Annotated in this window: 14 protein-coding genes; all 14 read right to left on the minus strand. The window is 74.1% G+C overall.

Features of this window, described 5'->3' with window-relative positions:
- Positions 1 to 12: 12 nt before the first annotated feature.
- The 14 genes from HUV60_RS02180 to HUV60_RS02245 all read right to left on the minus strand — a co-directional run bounded on the left by HUV60_RS02180 (position 13) and on the right by HUV60_RS02245 (position 16,926).
- Positions 13 to 1,239 carry an aminotransferase class V-fold PLP-dependent enzyme gene (locus tag HUV60_RS02180; protein ID WP_257852608.1) on the minus strand — a complete coding sequence of 409 codons (1,227 nt, stop codon included), beginning with the start codon at positions 1,237 to 1,239 and terminating at the stop codon, positions 13 to 15.
- Entirely contained in the window at positions 1,236 to 2,576 is a 1,341-nt protein-coding gene (locus tag HUV60_RS02185) for a pyridoxal-phosphate dependent enzyme (protein ID WP_257852606.1), read from the minus strand. The genes HUV60_RS02180 and HUV60_RS02185 overlap by 4 nt, the downstream gene beginning before the upstream one ends.
- Positions 2,573 to 4,099 (minus strand): Y4yA family PLP-dependent enzyme, encoded by a 1,527-nt coding sequence (locus tag HUV60_RS02190; protein WP_257852604.1) that lies wholly within the window; start codon positions 4,097 to 4,099, stop codon positions 2,573 to 2,575. The genes HUV60_RS02185 and HUV60_RS02190 overlap by 4 nt, the downstream gene beginning before the upstream one ends.
- Positions 4,100 to 4,206: 107 nt before the next feature.
- Positions 4,207 to 5,964: an ABC transporter ATP-binding protein gene (locus HUV60_RS02195; RefSeq protein WP_257852603.1), complete on the minus strand. Its 1,758-nt coding sequence runs from the start codon at positions 5,962 to 5,964 to the stop codon at positions 4,207 to 4,209.
- Entirely contained in the window at positions 5,961 to 7,700 is a 1,740-nt protein-coding gene (locus tag HUV60_RS02200) for an ABC transporter ATP-binding protein/permease (protein ID WP_257852602.1), read from the minus strand. Before HUV60_RS02200 ends, HUV60_RS02195 begins: the two co-directional genes overlap by 4 nt.
- Entirely contained in the window at positions 7,697 to 8,848 is a 1,152-nt protein-coding gene (locus HUV60_RS02205) for a SagB/ThcOx family dehydrogenase (protein WP_257852600.1), read from the minus strand. The genes HUV60_RS02200 and HUV60_RS02205 overlap by 4 nt, the downstream gene beginning before the upstream one ends.
- Before the next feature lie 11 nt (positions 8,849 to 8,859).
- Entirely contained in the window at positions 8,860 to 10,239 is a 1,380-nt protein-coding gene (locus HUV60_RS02210; protein WP_257852599.1) for a YcaO-like family protein, read from the minus strand.
- Positions 10,236 to 11,717, minus strand: coding sequence for a CocE/NonD family hydrolase (locus tag HUV60_RS02215; protein ID WP_257852598.1), 1,482 nt, complete (start codon positions 11,715 to 11,717; stop codon positions 10,236 to 10,238). The genes HUV60_RS02210 and HUV60_RS02215 overlap by 4 nt, the downstream gene beginning before the upstream one ends.
- Positions 11,714 to 12,568: a hypothetical protein gene (locus tag HUV60_RS02220; protein ID WP_257852597.1), complete on the minus strand. Its 855-nt coding sequence runs from the start codon at positions 12,566 to 12,568 to the stop codon at positions 11,714 to 11,716. The genes HUV60_RS02215 and HUV60_RS02220 overlap by 4 nt, the downstream gene beginning before the upstream one ends.
- A 92-nt stretch (positions 12,569 to 12,660) precedes the next feature.
- Positions 12,661 to 12,774, minus strand: a complete 114-nt coding sequence (gene amiA / locus HUV60_RS02225) for a streptamidine family RiPP (protein ID WP_240449383.1) — start codon at positions 12,772 to 12,774, stop codon at positions 12,661 to 12,663.
- Between the two features lie 57 nt (positions 12,775 to 12,831).
- Positions 12,832 to 13,653 carry an ABC transporter ATP-binding protein gene (locus HUV60_RS02230; protein ID WP_257852593.1) on the minus strand — a complete coding sequence of 274 codons (822 nt, stop codon included), beginning with the start codon at positions 13,651 to 13,653 and terminating at the stop codon, positions 12,832 to 12,834.
- Positions 13,654 to 13,673: 20 nt separating this feature from the next.
- Positions 13,674 to 14,681, minus strand: a complete 1,008-nt coding sequence (locus tag HUV60_RS02235) for a FecCD family ABC transporter permease (protein WP_257852592.1) — start codon at positions 14,679 to 14,681, stop codon at positions 13,674 to 13,676.
- Positions 14,678 to 15,841 (minus strand): FecCD family ABC transporter permease, encoded by a 1,164-nt coding sequence (locus HUV60_RS02240; protein ID WP_257852590.1) that lies wholly within the window; start codon positions 15,839 to 15,841, stop codon positions 14,678 to 14,680. The genes HUV60_RS02235 and HUV60_RS02240 overlap by 4 nt, the downstream gene beginning before the upstream one ends.
- Positions 15,842 to 15,948: 107 nt before the next feature.
- A complete protein-coding gene (locus tag HUV60_RS02245; RefSeq protein WP_257852588.1) occupies positions 15,949 to 16,926 on the minus strand; it encodes an ABC transporter substrate-binding protein in 978 nt (325 codons plus the stop codon).
- Positions 16,927 to 16,992: the final 66 nt, after the last annotated feature.

Raw genomic sequence — 16,992 nt, forward strand, 5'->3', positions numbered from 1 at the left:
ATCAGTTGCCATTCACGCCAAGGACGCGAGGACGGTCAGCAGGCGGTCGATCTCCTCCACCGTGTTGTACACGTGCAGGCTCACCCGTACCGACCCCTCCCGCGGGTCCGCGCCGGCCTGACAGAGGCTGTCGGCCCGCACCATGAAGCCGTGGCTGAAGAGGATGAACCCGAGGTCGTCGGACGGGATGTCCCGGTGCCGGAAGGTCACGATGCCGTGCCGGCGCTGGGAGGCCGCGAGCGCGGAGTCGGCCGCCAGGCTGGCGGGGCAGCCGAGGAGCTCGTACGGACCGATGTGCCGCAGCCGGTCGGTCAGACGGGTCGTGAGACCTGCCGTCCAGCGCGCGATCCGGTCGGGACCGGCCGCGTCGAGCCAGTCGAGCGCGGCCCGCAGCGAGACGATGCCCACGGTGTTGGGCGTGCCCTGCCAGCCGTCCGGCCGGAACGCGGGACCGCGTGTGTTGCGCGCCCAGACCGCTCCCGTCCCGGGCAGGGCCATCGCCTTGTGTCCGGAGAAGACCACGAAGTCGACGTCCAGCGCCGGATCGTCGAGACGGACCGGCAGGTGACCGACGCTCTGGGCCGCGTCGAGACAGATCGGTACGTCAGGGCCGACCACCGCGCGGATGCGGTGCACGTTCATGTCGCCGCCGTAGACGTGGTGGACATGGGTGGCGGCCACGAAGCGGGTCCGCGGGCCGACGACCTCGCCGAGGGCCCGGTGGTCGTAGTCGCCCGAGACCGTCTGGTACGGCAGCGCGCGCACCTGGACGTCGATGCCCCGCCCGGCCAGCAGCCGCTGGGCCTCGAGCCAGGGCTCCAGGTGGGCCCGGTGGTCGGCGAACGGGACGAGGATCTCGTCTCCGTCGCCGAGGTACGGGACGAGCCAGTCGCGGGCGACGGTGCGCAGGCCCTCGGTGGTGCCGCTGGTGAAGTGGACTCCGGAGCGGCCCGGTTCGGGATCGTGGAGGAACTCCTTGACCCGCTCCCGGGTCGATTCCACCAGTTCCGTGGTCCGGTTGGCCCAGGGATAGGTGCCGCGACCCGCGTTGGCGTTCGACGTCGTGAGGTAGGTCTGCACGGCCTCCAGTACGGCGCGCGGCTTCTGGGACGTCGCCGCGCTGTCGAGATACGCCAGTTCGGGATGGCCGGCGACGAGGGGGAACTGCTGCCTCAACTCCCGCTGCCACAACGAGTCCTTCTCCCCGTCCGCCGTGGGAAGCGGCTGCGCGGCGCTCACTCGCGCACCAGCGGTGCGCCCGCGTCCCGCCAGGCGACGATCCCGCCGGCCAGGCTGCGGACGTCCGGGTGGCCCATCCGGGTCAGCGCGGCGGCATGGCGCAGCGACTTCTCGCCGACGGGACAGGCCAGCAGCACGGGAGTGTGCTTGCTGAAGGGAAGCCCGCCGCGGAGCAGTTCCTCGAACAGTTCGTCGACGATGTTGACCGAGCCCTCGATGTGCAGGGCGGCGTAGGCGTGCGGGCTGCGCAGGTCGACGACGAGCGGACGGGGATCGCCCGCAGTGGTCCAGCGCCGGGCGTCGTCGACGTCGATGACGCGGGCCTGCGCGCGGGCTTCGGCGTCGGTGAGTTCCGAGGCCGCGTGCCCACGGCCCGCCGCCCGGCCCAGGAGTTCCGGGCGGCGCTGACGCACGTAGCTGAGGTAGCTCTCGGCCCGGTCGCACACGATGAAGACCGCCGTCCGGCGCTCCCCCGTGTCGTCCAGCTCGGCGTCGGCGTGCCGCAGGTGCCGGACCGCGCCCTGGTAGGCGGCGCCTCCGGTCGGCCCCGACAGCAGTCCGCAGCGCCGGATCAGGGTGAGCATCCCGTCGATGGCCTCGCCGGAGGTCACCGACTCGATGGTGTCGTACGTCGACGGGTCGAACAGGCCGACCTGGTGCACCTCGTCGATGGTGCGGATGCCGGGTATGAAGTCCGACTTGTGGGCGACCAGGCCGAGGACCCGTACCCGCGGGTCGTGCTCGCGCAGGACCCTGGCGACGCCGGTCGACGAACCGGCCGTGCCGACACAGGCGACGAACCAGTCCGGCACCCGCCCGTCCAGGTCCTTCACTATCTCGGGGCCGGTGCCCGCCGCGTGCGCCTCGACGTTGCGCGGGTTGAAGTACTGGTCGGTGTGCAGGTAGGTGCTGCCCGGGCCGGAGAGCGCCTGATGGAAGTGGGTCAACGGGTCGTCGGTGTCGGTCGGGTCGAGACACTCGCTGCGCCCGGGGAGTTCCTCTATCTCGGCGCCGAGGAGCAGCAGCAGTTCCTTGATCTCGGGGACGCGCATGCGGTTGGTGACGCTCTTGAACCTCAGTCCGTGCATGCCGGCCAGCAGGGCAAGGGCCTTGGCGGTGTTGCCGCTGGAGAGTTCCACGACCGTCCCCTCGCCGTCGGCCGCGGCCTCCAGGTGGGGCCGGGCCATGTGCCAGGCGGGCCGGTCCTTGACGGACCCGAACGGGTTGAGCATCTCCAGCTTGGCGTAGAGGTCGATGTTGCGCAGCCCGTGCACAGCGGGGTCGATGCGCACCAGCGGTGTGTTGCCGATGGCCTCCGTGATGCTGTCGTACCTCATACGGGTGTTCCCCCCGGGGATGTGATCGGCCAGTAGTCCTCGTCCGGGCACCATTGCCAGGACTCCCCCCGCCGCTCCACCGCGACCGTTCTGGCGAGCGGCTGCCGCTGCGCGCGGTGTGCGTGGAAGTCCATGGCGTATCCGGCGGTGTTGACGAAGGCCAGTAGATCCCCCGTACGCGGCAGCCGGGGAAGGTGGACCAGACGGCGGGTGATGAGGTCCGCTTCCAGGCAGAGGTTGCCGGTGAGGAAAACGCCGACCGGTTCCTCCTCGCCCTTCTCCGGCTCGCCGCGCGAAAGCAGCACGGGGTCCACGAGGACTCCGTGCTCCTCGAAACTCATGTCTCCCGCGTTCATGCCGAGGCGTACCAGATACTGTCCGGAGTCCGAGTCCGCGGGCCGTACGTCGAGCACGCGCGCGAGCGACAGCCCGCACTGGTCGACCAGGGAGCGACCGGGTTCGACGTAGAGGTCGTGGAGGTGCTCCAGCAGGAGGGTGGCGGTCGGCCGGCCCAGCACCGGTGCGGGCAGCGAGAGCAGTTCGTCGAGGTAGCCGGGGCCTGCGGTGGAACGGTGGGCGGGGTACAGCGCGGCGGTTCCGCGCACCGTGCCGCCCTCGTTACGCAGCCCGTAGCCGTGACCGCGCCAGGTCAGCGGTGGGCGTCCGCCGAGCACCGCCTCGCTCAGCGCGGTGGTCCACCGCTCCCACTCCCCGGCCTCGGCGAGGTAGCCGACGCCGAATCCGCCGCCGATGTCGACGGCGCGCGGTGTGAGCCCCCGCGCCCGGCAGTCGTCCATGAACAGCACGCACTGCTCCAGCGCCCGTGCCTTCTCCTCCAGGCCGGTGGTGTCGAGGTGGTAGGCGACACCGGTCAGTTCCACGGCGTCCGCGTGCTGTTCGAGAGCCGACAGCAGCGTCCGCGCCTCGCCCAGCGGGGTGCCGAAGCGGCTGCGTCGCGAGAGCATCCGGGTGCCCGCTCCCCCGTGGCCGGCGGCCGACTCGAATCCGGACAGGCGCACCAGCACCTCGACCCGGCCCGGACCATGCCGGCGCACCAGGCCGGCGAGTTGTTCCAGCTCACCGGGCGAGTCCAGGTTCACCGTCGCCCCCACACGCGCCGCCAGCCAGAGGAACCCGGCGTCCTTGGGACCGGTGGCCATGATCCGACTCCCGGTGAATCCGCAGCTCAGGGCGTGCCGTAGTTCCTCCAGAGAGGCGACATCGACGCCGACGGCGGCCACGTCCTCCGCCGCCAGTCTCCGCACCAGCGCGCTGGACCGGTTCGCCTTGTGCGCGAAGTACACCCGCCCGGCGAGGTGGTGGCGGCGGTAGACGTCACGAAAACGTGCCGCGTTCCCGGCGACGACCTCGGGGAGCAGGACGTTGAGCGGAGAGCCCAGCGCGTCGACGAGTGAGTGCAGGAACGTTTGGTCCTCCAGTAGTGAGGCGAGCGGCGGATCCGCCCTCGGCCTCAGATACAAGGGCGTGTCCACGTAAGCTGCCTCCCCGTGTCGACCGGCCATCGCCGCGGCAATCGTTCGGGAATAGTCGTTTCCCGCTAAACCCGCCGCTAAGCCTTACCGGGGCGCGGCCGGGGCGGCGCCGTCGCAGCAGTCGGTGCGCCCGGCCCTCAGGAGGGGATGCGGGCGAGGCTCCGGTTGAGTGCGCTGTCGGGGCGGGCGGCCAGCTCCTCCCAGGTGCCTTCCTCGGCGATGCGGCCGGCTTCCAGGACGGCGATGCGGTCGGCCCGGCGGATGGTGGCCCGGCGGTGTGCGATGACGATCGTGGTGCGGCCCTCCTCGCGGAGCGCGGCGGCCAGTTGGGCGTCACCTGCGTTGTCCAGGTGGGCGGTGGACTCGTCCAGCACGAGTACTGCCGGCTGGACCAGCAGCGCACGGGCGAGGGCGATGCGGGCCCGCTGGCCTCCGGAGAGGGTGGAGCCGCGCTCGCCGACCGGGGTGTCCATCGGGGCGATCAGGTCGACACCGCACAGCCGTGCCGTGGCCGTGAGCAGGCCGTCGTCCGCCTCGGGCGCGGCGAGCCTCAGGTTCTCGGCGAGCGTGCCGTGGAAGAGGGGGGTGTCCTGCCCCACCACCGCGACGGTGCGTCGCAGTTCCGCGTCGTTCACGTTCCGTACGTCGACGGGCTCGCCGTCGGCGGGTACCAGCTGGACCGCTCCTTCGGCCGGGTCCCAGAACCGGGCCAGCAGGTGGGCGCAGGTCGACTTGCCGGCCCCCGAGGCACCGACCAGTGCGAGTGTCTGCCCGGCGCGGACGGTCAGCTCGATGCCGTCCAGCACGGGCCCGTTGCCGTAGTCGAACCTCACCCGGTGCAGCCGGACGCCCAGCGGGCCGGGGGGCAGTGGGCGGGGGGCGGCGGGCGGCGGGGCGAGAGCGGGGGCCTTCACGGCCGCGTCGACCCGGGCGGCGGCGGCGCGCAGTGCCACGGCCTGGCTCAGGGCCCGGGCCGACTCGGCGACCGGACCGAGCGCCGACAGGGCCAGTGTCATCGCCGCCGGGGCCCACGCCCCGTGCAGCCGTCCGGCGGTCACGGACTGCGCGGCCGCGGCCACCACACCGAGGACCGCGGCCACGATGAGGAGGTCCCGGACCGCGGCGGCGACGGCCTCCCAGGTGGCCTCGGCACGCTGGGCGTCGCCCACCTGCCGCCCGCGTTCGGCCAGCCGGCGGCGCCGCTCGGTCAGGGCGCCGAAGGCGAGCAGCTCGCGCAGCCCGTCGACGGTCTCCACCGTGTCGGCCGACAGTCTCGCGACGGCCGTCCGGGTACGGCTCCCGCGCGCCGTGCGTCCGCGCGCGTCGGCGAAGGGAGCCACCGCGAGCAGCGCCGCGACCGGCAGCACGGCCGCCGGCAGCCACGGCTCCACCGTGGCGAGGACCGCGGTGGAGCCGGTGAGGACCGCCCCCGACGCCAGGAGCTGGGCGGTGGTGTGGGCGTAGAAGAACTCCAGGGCCTCCACGTCCGCCATGGCCGTGGCGGCGAGGTCTCCGCTGCGCCGGCCGGCGACACGGGCGGGTGCGCTGCGGGCGAGCCCGTCGAAGACGCGTACGCGCAGGGCGGCCAGCACCCGGTAGGCGAGGTCGTGCGAGAGGTCCATCTCGCGCCAGGTCATCAGGGCGCGCACGAGGACGAGCGTGACGAGTGCGGTGACGGTGGCGGTGGAGGGGGCGCGCCCCTCGACGACGGCCGTTCCCACCGTGTGCGCGGCCAGCGTCAGCAGGGCGACGAGGGAACCCTGTTCGAGGAGTGCGGCGGCGCAGGTGCGGACCGTCATGGCCCGGTGCTCGGCGAGGGCGGGGAGCATGGCGCGCAGTGAGCCCCGCGCGGGCAGGTCCGCGTCGGTGGTGGCGGTGTCGACGGCACTGCTCATGCGGCGAGTTCTCCCCGGTGGGCGTGGCCGGCCTCGACGAGTCGCGCGTAGACGCCCCCCGCCTCGGTCAGGTCGGTGTGCTCGCCGACGGCGTCGACCCGCCCCTCGTCGAGGACGACGATGCGGTCGGCGTGCCGGACGGCCGCGAGCCGGTGGGCGACCACCAGGACGGTGCGGCCGCCGGTGGCGGTCAGCAGTTCACGGACGATGTCCGCCTCGCGGCGTTCGTCGACCGAACTCGTGGCCTCGTCGAGGACGAGCACCGGGGCGTCGGCGAGCAGGGCCCGGGCGAGGGCGAGCCGCTGGCGCTGGCCGCCGGACAGGGTGGCGCCGCGTTCGCCGAGGACGGTGGCGTAGCCGTCGGGGAGGGCGGCGATCTCGTCATGGATGCCGGCGGCCCGCGCCGCAGCCGTCAGTTCGTCGTCCGCCGCGTCCGGTCGGGCCAGACGCAGGTTGTCGGCGATGGTGGTGGGGAAGAGGTACGTCTCCTGGGAGACCACGGCGATGCCCCGGCGCAGCGAGTCGAGGGCGTAGCGGGTCGTGCAGCGCCCGTCGAGGGTGATTCGGCCCTCTTGCGGGTCGTGGTGGCGCAGGAGCAGGGAGACGAGCGTGGACTTGCCCGCGCCGGACGGGCCGACGATCGCGGTCGTACGTCCCGCCGGCGCGGTGAAGGAGACACCGTGGAGGGTGGGTGCCCGTGCGTCGTCGTAGGTGAACCCGATGTTCTCGAAGCGCAGTTCGGGCGGTCCCGGCCAGTGGGCGGGCGCCGTTCCGGTGTCGCGGACGGCGGGCCGGGCGGTGCGCAGCGCCGCGAGCCCGTCCGCGGCCGAGGCCCCCAGGTATCCGGCGTGCCACTCGCGGGCGAGGTCCCGGACGGGACGGAAGCACTCGGAGGCCAGCAGCAGCATCAGGTAGGTGCCGGTCGCCGTGGTGGATCCGGTGCCGGCCGACCAGCACGCGAGGAGCGCGGCGGCGGCGGTACCGCCCTGGACGGCGAAATCGGTGATGCCGGTGTCGACCAGGGACACCCGCAGTTTCGCCACGGTCGCCCGGTGCAGCGCCGCCGAGCGCTCCTCCAGGCGTGCGCGGGTGCGGCCGACCGCGCCGGCGGCCCGCAGGGCGGGCATGCCCTGCAGTGCCTCCAGGTAGTCGGCGCCCAGTCCCTCGTAGGTGTCCCAGTGCTCCTTGCCGCGGGCGGCGAGGAGCCGGTCCCAGGCACGCGGGCCGCACAGGGCCAGCAGCAGCGCGGGAACGAGACCGAGGAGGGCCATCGGTTCCACGGCGGCCAGGACGGCGAGCACCAGGGGCGGCACGGTGAGGGTGATCAGGAGCTGGGGGAGGTAGCGCGAGACGTACGCGTCGACGCCCTCCACCCCGTCGACCAGGGTGGTGCGTACGGCCCCGGCGCGCGCGGTGGTCAGGTGCGCGGGTCCCAGGTGTCCGAGGTGGGCGAGGAGTTCGTCCCGCAGGGCCACCCTGACCCGGGCTCCGGCGCGGGTGGCGGTGCGCCGCTGCCAGGTGGCGAGCCCGGCGCGGGCGGCGACGGCGGCGAGGACCGCGGCGAGCAGCCACGGGAGCCGGCCGGTGTCGCCGCGGGCCAGGCCGGCGAGCGTGACGGCCAGCAGGGCAGCCTGAGCGAGGTGGGTGAGGGTGACGGCGCCCTGCAGGAGGGTGGCCGTGAGCAGGGGGCGCCGTGCGCGCCGGGCGGCGCGGCGCAGCTCGGGGTGGACGATCACGTGGTGTTCTCCTTGTCGGCGTGGCGGGTACCGAGGGCCAGGGCGTGGACGATCCAGTCCCGGCCCGGGGCTCCGCCGAGCGCGGCACCGAGGTCCGCCTGCTGCCAGGAGCCGACGGGCCGGGCGGCCAGCCCGTGGCGCAGGGCGGTGACATGGGCCAGGTGGACGGCGAAGCCGGCCCGCAGGTGGGTGCGGCGGATGTGCGGTGTGTCGGCGTCCGCGGGGCAGCCGCGGGCGAGCAGGACGGCGCCCGCGTCCGCGATCCACGCCTGGCCCGCGGCCCAGGCCGCGAGTGTGCGGCGGGCCTCCCCTGTCGCACGCCGTCGCAGTGTGGTGCCGTCGGCCGCCGGCTCGACCAGGCCTGGGCGTGGTGGTCCGACGGCGGCGGACCAGCGCAGGTCACCGGTGCCCGCCCGTTCGGCGGTGGCGAGAACCGCCCGCAGCGCGTCCGGGGGCGGAGCGCCCGAAAGCGGCGGCGGCGTGCTGCGCCGGGCCAGCAGTTCACCGGGAGTGGGCGCGCTCGCCGGTGGCTGCGGGCGGTGCGTGCCGTCCGGCGGGCGTACCGGGCCCCGCCCGCCGGGCGGGGCGATGCGCACTACGGCCAGAGGGCTCCCGGCGAGTCCGTCCAGCCGTACCTCTGGCTCGTCCGCGCCCAGTGCGCGGGCCGCGAGAAGGAGCGCCGCGGCGGCGTGCCCGGTGTCCAGCAGCAGCAGGGGCCAGGCGCGGTGGCCGTAGTGGGAGACCGTGCGCCGTGCGGTCACGGAGAGTTCGGCACTCACGCCCGGCGGTGTGTCGCCGGGTGGCCGGCCGATGCGGTGGACGCGGTGGCGCAGCGGGTCGTAGCCGTACCGGCCGGGTGGCAGGGGGCAGCCGGTGCCCACGACCAGTTCGGTGTCCACCGGGTGCAGGGCTCCGGCAGAGGATGCGGGCCGCAGCCGACCGGAGTCGTCCGAGGCCGCCAGCGAAAGGCGCAGCAGGGCCTGCAGATCGAGGTCCGCCGGGCCCGCCTCCGGGATCGGGTGCGACGGTCCCGGCCGGGCCCGGACGGCGGGCCCGGCGGATGTGCCGGGCCCGGGACGCTCCGGGGAACGGGCGCGGGCCAGCGCGGCGGCGAGGTCCACCGGGTGGTCCTCGTGGGCGTGTTCCACGGCAGCGGCCCTCACATGTGCGGCGGGGGCGCCAGCGTGAAGTCCTCCGGCGCGCCCGGTGCGGTCGTGCGCCAGCCCCTTCGGACGGCCGCTTCGGCGAGGCGTGGGCAGCCGAAGTAGCCGAAGGCTGCGGGGGCGTTGGGGAGCAGCCCGGAAACGAGGGCCCGGGCGACGCGCAGGGACGTCTCGGCCACGTCCTCGGTGGTGAGGTCGAACGTCATGACGCGGTGGCCGCCCGTGTGCAGCGCGCGCTCCAGCCGCTCCCGCCCGCCGGGCTCGACCGCGTCGGCGGACACGGTCTTGTGGGCGGGTTCGGTGAAGCGCCGTGCCTCGGCCGCCATCCGTTCGTCCAGCCACACCTGCACGTGCGCCCCCAGGTCCCGCACGTGCTCGAACTGCTCGCCGCACACGTCGAGGTAGCGGCCGTCGGCGCGGTGCTCCAGGTACAGCCCGCGGGCGAGCAGCCCTGCCTCGACGGCCTGGAAGACCCAGCCGTCGGAGTCGGTGAGACCCTGGGTGAACACCCAGGTGTGGACCGCTTCGAGAACCGCCTTGCGGGCGGCCTCGGCCGGGTCGTACTTGCACGCGAACCCGGCGGCGTACAGGCCGAGCCGCGGATCGTGGACGAGCGCGGCCATGCAGGGGGCGAACTCCGAGGGCATCTCCACGATGTGGACGTCGAGCGCGGATCCGGCGAGGTCGTCGGTGAGGCCGGGCACACTGGCCGGGTCGATGCCGCGGGCCGGTCCGTCGAGGTGCCACCACAGTTCCAGGGCGTCGCGTTCGACGATCTCCAGCAGGGCGCGTTCGACGGCGTCGTCGAGGCCCTGCCCGGTGGCGATGCCCGCGTAGTTGAGGTGGTGGGTCCGGGGCAGCTCACGCAGGTCGCCCTGGCGCCAGTTGAGGTGGGTGAGGGCGACGGGTGCCCAGACCTCTGCCGTTCGTCCGTCGGGCAGCCGCTCGGTGCCGCGCGTCCACAGGGACGGGGTGTCGGCGGTGAGGCGGCGATAGGGGAACTTCTCCCGGGCGTACTGCCACGGCGCGTAGGCGGGCAGGTCGTCGGGGCCGTAGAGCCGCATGCCCTTCCCGGCCAGCTCGGCGGCGGTGGCGCGCAGCGGGGCGTCGGGGTGGCCGGGTGGCGGCACGCGGTTGCCGCAGTACCGCTCCATCCCCTCGGCTATCGCCGCGACACGTGCTTGCCCGGGGTCGCCGAAGGTGGTGCCGAGGGAGACCCGGTCGGCGGGCCACAGGCCGAGTCTGCGGGCGTCGGATATCTCGGCGGTGAGCGCGGTGTAGCGGGGCGGGGCGCCCGCGGGGTGTTCGACGGGCTTGACCTTGCGGACGATGCCGCAGACGGGGTCGACGAGAGCTTCCAGCGGCAGCGTCGTCATCGCAGGATCTCCTTGGCGGGATCGGTGGACGTGGGACGGGACGGGAGTACGGGCAGCATCAGTGCCACGCTCCGTGGGTCGACCTCCCGCCGGGAGGCGAGCAGCCGGCCGGCCGTGACCGGGTCCTCCCCGGTGTGGGGGTTGCGGGCGTGCGTCGGGAAGTGGTGTCCGGCGATCTCCAGGCGGAGCCGGGTACCGGCCCGCAGTCGACGCGCGAGCCGGCCGAGTTCGAGGGTGAACCCGGTTTCCCGGCCTGCCGGTTCCTCGCGCCTGAGGACACCGGCGGCAAGTCGCTCGGCGGCCCCTTCCGGTGTGAGGGCGACGAGCCGGGCGGCCCAGTCGGCGGACGGTGTGTGGGCGGTGGCCCGCATCCGTACGCGCACGGGTCCGACCACGTCGAGCGGACGCGGCAGCGGCGGGGTGACCAGCAGGCAGCGGTCGGGCGGTCCGCCGGTGGGGACGGTGAGGTCGTCGGAGCGGACGGGGCGGTCGGGGTCGGCGGTGAAGTCGGAGCCGTGCAGCAGTCGCAGCCGCTGTGCGCGGGGCTCGCCGTCGGTGCCGGAGGGCAGCCACAGGTCGCCGCCGCCGAGCGCCAGTGCGCCGTGGCGGCCGGGGGCGAGCTCGCCGGCCAGGGCACGGCGGGCCCAGCGCACGTACAGGTCACCGAGATTCACCCGGTGGGCGGGGCCGGCGTCGGGGCCGGCCGCGGTGACCAGACCGTGCCCCCAGGGGCCCAGCAGCAGTCGTGCCGAGGGCCCGCCCCAGGTGCGCCACAGCGCGACGGTGTCCTCGGTGAAGTGGTCGTGGTGGCCGCCCACCGCGAGCAGGGGCATGCCGGCGTGCTCAGCCCGCGACGCGAGCCGGCCGTGTTCGCGGTGACGCCACAGGCCCGCCCAGGAAGGCAGGGCCCGCCCCAGCCGCGCGGGGAGGCCGGTGAGCGGCAGGTGGGTGAGCAGGCCGGGGTCCGCGGTGAGGGACTTGTCCAGCGCGCTCTCGTCGGAGTCCCGCCGGTCGCCGTGGGCGGCCCACCATCCGGCGCGGGCCAGCAGCCTTTCCACGCCCGAGGGTTCGCGCGCCGTCTCGGCGGCACCGAGGGCGGGCACGGCGGCGATGACGGCGTCCGGCCGGGCCTCGCCGGACGCCTCGAGGGCGAGGACGAGAGCGCAGTGGGCGGCGTAGGAGGCGCCGGCGGCGACGAGCCGCCCGTCGCTCCACGGCTGTCGCCGGATCCATCGGGCCGCCGCCGCCCCGTCGGCGGCCTCGTTCTCGTACGGGCGCCACTCCCCCGCCGACGCGAACCGGCCCCGCACGTCCTGGACGACGGCGGCGAACCCCCGGCGTGCCCAGCCGCGCGCCTCGGCCCGGTGCCGGGCACGGTCGTAGGGGGTGCGGATGAGGACGGCCGGGAAGGGTTTGTCACCGTCGGGGAGGCGGACGTCCGTGGCGAGGCCTTCGGCCGTCGCGCTGAAAGGCGTCATCCGTCCTTCTTCGGCATCGGTGCGACGTCGGGGACCGGAAGGACGGGGCGCTCGGTGACGGTCAGGGTGCGCAGGTCGACGCATCGGAGCCGGCGCCGTGCCGGGAGACCTGCCGCGTCGGGGGTGCCGGTGGCCCACCGGCTGAGGTCGTCGGCCAGCAGAGCCGCGAGCAGCACGGCGGCGGGAACGGTGAGCCGGACCGGTGGGCCGGACGTACGGGGACCGCTCCAGTAGGCGGCCAGTTCCCGGTGGGCGGGGGTGGCCGCGAGCCGGCGGGCCCGGACGTGGGCCGCGGTGACGTCGCCGGGAGCGGCGGCGAGGGGCTCGACGTACGCCTGCCAGCCCTCGCGGTGGCAGCGCAGCCAGGCGACCCCGTGCCCGGGGAGCCGGTCGGCGGCGTCCCACAGCCCGTCGGGTACGGGTCCGTCGAGGCACCACACGACGGCGGCGGGGTTCTCGTCGAGCAGTTCCTCGATCTTCACCGGCGGCGCGTCGGGACCGGTCGCGGGCGACGTCGTACGCGGCTCGGCGCCCAGGGCGGCCAGGTGCGCGGCCAGCGGTCCCGTCAGTGCCGGTTCGCCCAGCAGCCGGACGCCCCGCCGGGCGGCGGGCCACTTCGGGTGCTGCGGCTCGCCCGTCAGGTAGCCGGCCTCCTCGAAGGCCCGCACGACATGGTTCAGTTCCCCGTCCGCCGGGACTGCGGCAGCGCCGGAGAGCAGGGAGAGCAGGGTGCCCTGGTCCGCGTCCCGTGTCCTGATGCCGAGGAACTCTCCTTCGGTGGTACGGAGGGCGAGGCCCCGCCCGGGCACGGCGACGACCTCGACACCGGGGACGAGCCGGCTGCGGGACACGGTGATCCTCCTGACGACGGGCGCGGGATGGGCGTGGGCCCGCCCGGAAGGCAACGGGCGGACCCACGGTCGAGGGCGGTGGGGGCCCTCGTTTACTCCTCGGTGTCCTCGAAGGGGTTCTCGACGAGCGCGTTGGAGTGGGAGGCCGAGTCGTGGGCCAGCTGACCCGGGTCGGCGATGGGCGCGAAGACCTGCTCGTTTTCCATGAACTCTCCTTATGCGTAAGAGAGATACGACGTCCGGACGCACGCCGCAACGACACTCTAATGAATCTGATTTTCATATTCCATACCTGAGAGGGGGTGATCTGGGTAACACACCGGCCAGCCCCCCTCGGGATCCCGGCCGACCCGGCCGGCCACCTTCAGCACGTCCGCCAGCAGCCCCGGCGTCACCACCTCCTTCGGCGTTCCGTCGGCCGCCACGCGACCGTCGCGCAGGGCGACGACACGTTCGGCGAACCGGGCCGCGTGAGCCAGGTCGTGCAGCACCATCACCACGGTGAGCCCGCGTTCCTCGCGCAGGCGGACCACCGTCTGCAGTACGTCGAGCTGGTGGTGCAGGTCCAGATAGGTGGTCGGTTCGTCGAGCAGCAGGATGCGGGTGTCCTGGGCGAGTGCCATCGCGAGCCGCACCCGCTGCCGCTCGCCCCCGGACAGCGCGTCGACGTCGCGGTCGGCCCACTGCTCCACACCGACGTCGCGCAGCGCCCGGTGCACGAGGGGGTCGTCGCCCTCGCGCAGCATGCCCAGCGGGCCACGTGCCGCGTACCGCCCCTGTCGCACCAGGTGACGCACCGTCATCCCCGGTACGGCAGGAGCGGACTGGTGCAGCAGTGCCACCCTTTGGGCCGTGGCGCGCCGGGAGAGCCGGGCGAGGTCGTCCCCGCCGAGCAGCACGCACCCCCGGTCCGGCCGCAGCAGCCCGGCGGCCAGTCGCAGCAGGGTCGACTTGCCGCAGCCGTTCAGGCCGATGAGGGCGGTCAGTTCGCCCGGCCGGACGGTCATGTCGACGCCCCGCAGCACAGCTCGTGCGGGGTAGCCGAAGTGGACCCCCTCGACATGGATCCCCACGGACTCGGTCATGCTCTGTCCTTAAGTCGACTTCAGAACGTACGGCTCGGCGTGCGGCGCACGACGACCAGCAGCAGAGCGGCACCTAGGCAGGCGGTGAGCGCCCCGACCGGCAGCGTGAGCCGTCCGGAGTCCAGCGCCACCGCCAGCAGCCGCGAGGACAGTTGCGCCGCCGCGTCCGCCCCGCACACCACGACCGCGCCCACCAGGGCGGCGCCGGGAAGGCTCGCCCGCAGGTCCGCGCCGAAGAGGGACACGGCCAGGTGCGGGACGAGCAACCCCACGAAGCCCAGCGCCCCCACGGCGGCCACCGCACCCGCCGTCAGCGCCACCGCGCACAGCAGGGCGAGGGTCCGGGCCCGCCGGGCGGAAAGGCCGACGGCGAGGGCGATGTCGTCCCCACAGCGCAGCAGGGTCAGCGGGCCGGCCAGCAGCCAGGCCGCGACCCCCCAGAGGAGCGCCCACGGCCACAGCAGGTGCCAGTGCTGCCACACCCGGCCCTCCGTGGTGCCCACCAGCCACTGGACGACGCTGCCGAGTCCGCCCGGCTCCACGAGCAGCACCATGGCGGTGAGCCCGCCGAGCACCGCCGACACCAGCACTCCGTGCACGGCGGTCTGCGCGGGATCGTCACGGCCACGGCCGGCGAGCAGCAACAGCAGCGCCGCTCCGGCGCATCCGCCCGCGCACGCGGCGAGGACCACGGCCAGGGGCGAGTCCCACCCGGCGAGTCCCAGGGCTGTCGCGGTGACGGCCCCGAGGACCGCTCCCGGTGTCACTCCCGTCACCTCGGGCCCGGCGAGGGGGTTGCGCAGCGCGGACTGCAGGACCAGTCCGGCCACGGCGAGGCACGCGCCCGCGCCGAGGGCCACCAGCATTCTGGGCAGGCGCAACTGCAGGAGGATGTGGCGTTCCGTCACATCACCCCCGCCTCCCAGGACATCCCAGACCTCCGCCGGGGACATGCCACGCCCGGCCACCAGTTCCGCCCCGGCGCACACGACGGCCAGTGCCGCGAGCGCCGTGAAACGCCGGCTCACCGTGCGTCCTCCGTTCCAGTCGTTCCAGTCGTTCCAGAGGGGAAGGGGGAGGCACCGCTGGGGCTGCGGGCCCCGGGCTCGTCCCGGCGGGCGTCCCTCCGCGTCCCGGCGCGAGGGGCCCGGTCCGCGGCGCCGGAGGTCCCGGCCCGCGGTCCGTGCAGCAGCGTGCGCACGGCAGCGGAAGGGGCCGGCCCGCGCCGGGCCGTCCGGCCGCGGCCACCCGACCGCATCAGGACGACCCCGGCCGGCACCCCCAGCAAGGCCGTCCAGGCACCGGCCGGCGTCTCCACGGGCGCCAGCGCCAGCCGGGCCGGGACATCGGCGACCGCCACGACGACGGCACCCCATACGGCGGACCACGGAAGCCAGCGCACCGCTCCCGCGGCAGGGTCGAACCGTCGGGCCAGGTGCGGGGCGAGGAATCCCACCCATGCGACGGGTCCGCACACAGCCGTGACAGGCGCGATCAGCACGACGGCGATGGCCAGCGCGGCCAGCCGCGCCCGCTGGGCGCGCACGCCCAGGGCCGCCGCGTCCTCGTCGCCCAGCCGCATCACCGAGAGCACCGGCGCGCACAGCACGAGGGCGGGGGCCGCGACGAGCAGCCACGGCCACAGTCCGGTCACGTCGTCCCAGGTCCGGGCGGAGAGGGAGCCCAGCAGGTAGCGGTAGATGAGCTGGAGGTCGAGTTGGTCGGCCATGACCATCAGGACGAGCAGCGCGGCCTGCAACGCGGCCGCGACCGCGGCGCCGGTCAGCAGCACCGCGGACGGGCTGCGCCCCAGCCCGGCGGCGAGCAGCGTGAGCCCGCCGCCGAGCGCGGCCCCGCCGATGGCCAGCAGGGGCTGGACAGCGGCGGGCAGTGACAGGGCCAGCACCAGCGGCGCGGCCACCCCCAGCGCGGCCCCGGACGAGACACCCAACATCTCCGGCACCGCCAGGGGGTTGCGCAACGCCTCCTGGAGCACGAGCCCCGCCGCGCCCAGACAGGCTCCGGCGACCAGCGCCAGCACCAGTCGGGGCACGCGCAGTTCGGTGACGACGATCCCGGCGAGCGTGGTGTCCCCGTCCAGCACCGCACCGGCGAGCCGGTGCGGTGGGACGTAGGGAGTGCCGAGGCTCAGTGCGCACACCGACGAGACGGTCAGCAGCACGGCCACCAGGAGTGGCTGCCATCCCCGCGTACGGGGTGAAGGCCACCGGGACCGTGCTGCCGCGCGATCCGCCGCGGTGCGATCCGCCGCGGCGGGCGCCGAGAGGGGCGCCCTCACCGCAGCGCGGCCGTGGCCTCGTCGAGGACGACGCCCAGGGAGCGGGTGCCACGCCCCTTGGCCCACACCTCTGAGTTCACCTCGTGGACATCACCGTTCTTCACCGCCGGGATCCTGCTCCAGAGAGGGTTCTCGGCCAGTTTCTCCGAAAGCTTGCCGTCCGCGCCGCCGAAGCTCATCGTCTCGACGAACAGCACGTCCACGCCTTGGGCGAGGATCTCTTCGAGGCTGTAACTGCCTTCCACACCACGGGACTTCCACGGGTAGTCAGCGATCTTGGGGAACAGGCTGGCGGCCACGTCCCCCTCCGGGGTCGCGACGCCGAAGTTCTCGTCACTGCCGTAGATGATGAGGGCGGTCTTCCCGCTCGGGGCCTTCTCGGCCTCGGCGAGCTTGGTCCGGAAGGTCTTCTCTGCCTTCTCCCCCTCGGCGGTGCGGCCGGTGAGCGCGGCGAGGTCGCGCAGGTATCCCACGCTGTCCTCCCACGTCTCGGGCTGCATGGCCCAGAACGTGGTGGCGCCCTTCAGTGCCGGGGCGAGCTTGCCGTGGGTGTCCCCCAGGCCGATCACCAGATCCGGCTTGTGGGAGAGGACCGCCTCCACCTCCGGGGCGATGAACCCGCCGGGAACGATGTCGGCCTTCTTCGCGCCCTCTTCCCCGAGGAAGCCCGGGTGGGCGAGCAACGCGCTGTTGGTGGCCGTCGGGGCGATACCCAGTTCGGTCAGGATGTCGTCGCAGAGCGCGAACAGGCAGACGATCCGCTCCGGTTCCCTGTCCAGGGAGATCTTGACACCGTTCACGTCGGTCAGCTCCGTCGCCGCCTTGATGGGTTCGACGGTGACATCGGTCTTCGCGGCGGGCCTGGCCTCGTCACTCGCGGGTTCGTCGGACGACGAGCCGCAGCCGACCAGGACGGAACCCACCACCGCTGCGGTGAGCCAACTGCGGACGAATGTCGACGATGAGCGCAGCATCAATGCCCTCGCTTCTTTTCAGGGACCGGGAACACACTGAAGATACATGATAATCATTTTCACAAG

The organism is Streptomyces sp. KMM 9044 (assembly GCF_024701375.2).
Lineage (GTDB): Bacteria > Actinomycetota > Actinomycetes > Streptomycetales > Streptomycetaceae > Streptomyces.

What these genes read in the sequence shown, in the direction of transcription:
- HUV60_RS02185 (WP_257852606.1), bottom strand. Translation starts at nt 2,576, where the DNA reads ATGAGGTACGACAGCATCACGGAGGCCATCGGCAACACACCGCTGGTG.
- HUV60_RS02190 (WP_257852604.1), bottom strand. Translation starts at nt 4,099, where the DNA reads ATGGCCGGTCGACACGGGGAGGCAGCTTACGTGGACACGCCCTTGTAT.
- HUV60_RS02195 (WP_257852603.1), bottom strand. Translation starts at nt 5,964, where the DNA reads ATGAGCAGTGCCGTCGACACCGCCACCACCGACGCGGACCTGCCCGCG.
- HUV60_RS02210 (WP_257852599.1), bottom strand. Translation starts at nt 10,239, where the DNA reads ATGACGACGCTGCCGCTGGAAGCTCTCGTCGACCCCGTCTGCGGCATC.
- HUV60_RS02215 (WP_257852598.1), bottom strand. Translation starts at nt 11,717, where the DNA reads ATGACGCCTTTCAGCGCGACGGCCGAAGGCCTCGCCACGGACGTCCGC.
- amiA (WP_240449383.1), bottom strand. Translation starts at nt 12,774, where the DNA reads ATGGAAAACGAGCAGGTCTTCGCGCCCATCGCCGACCCGGGTCAGCTG.
- HUV60_RS02230 (WP_257852593.1), bottom strand. Translation starts at nt 13,653, where the DNA reads ATGACCGAGTCCGTGGGGATCCATGTCGAGGGGGTCCACTTCGGCTAC.
- HUV60_RS02245 (WP_257852588.1), bottom strand. Translation starts at nt 16,926, where the DNA reads ATGCTGCGCTCATCGTCGACATTCGTCCGCAGTTGGCTCACCGCAGCG.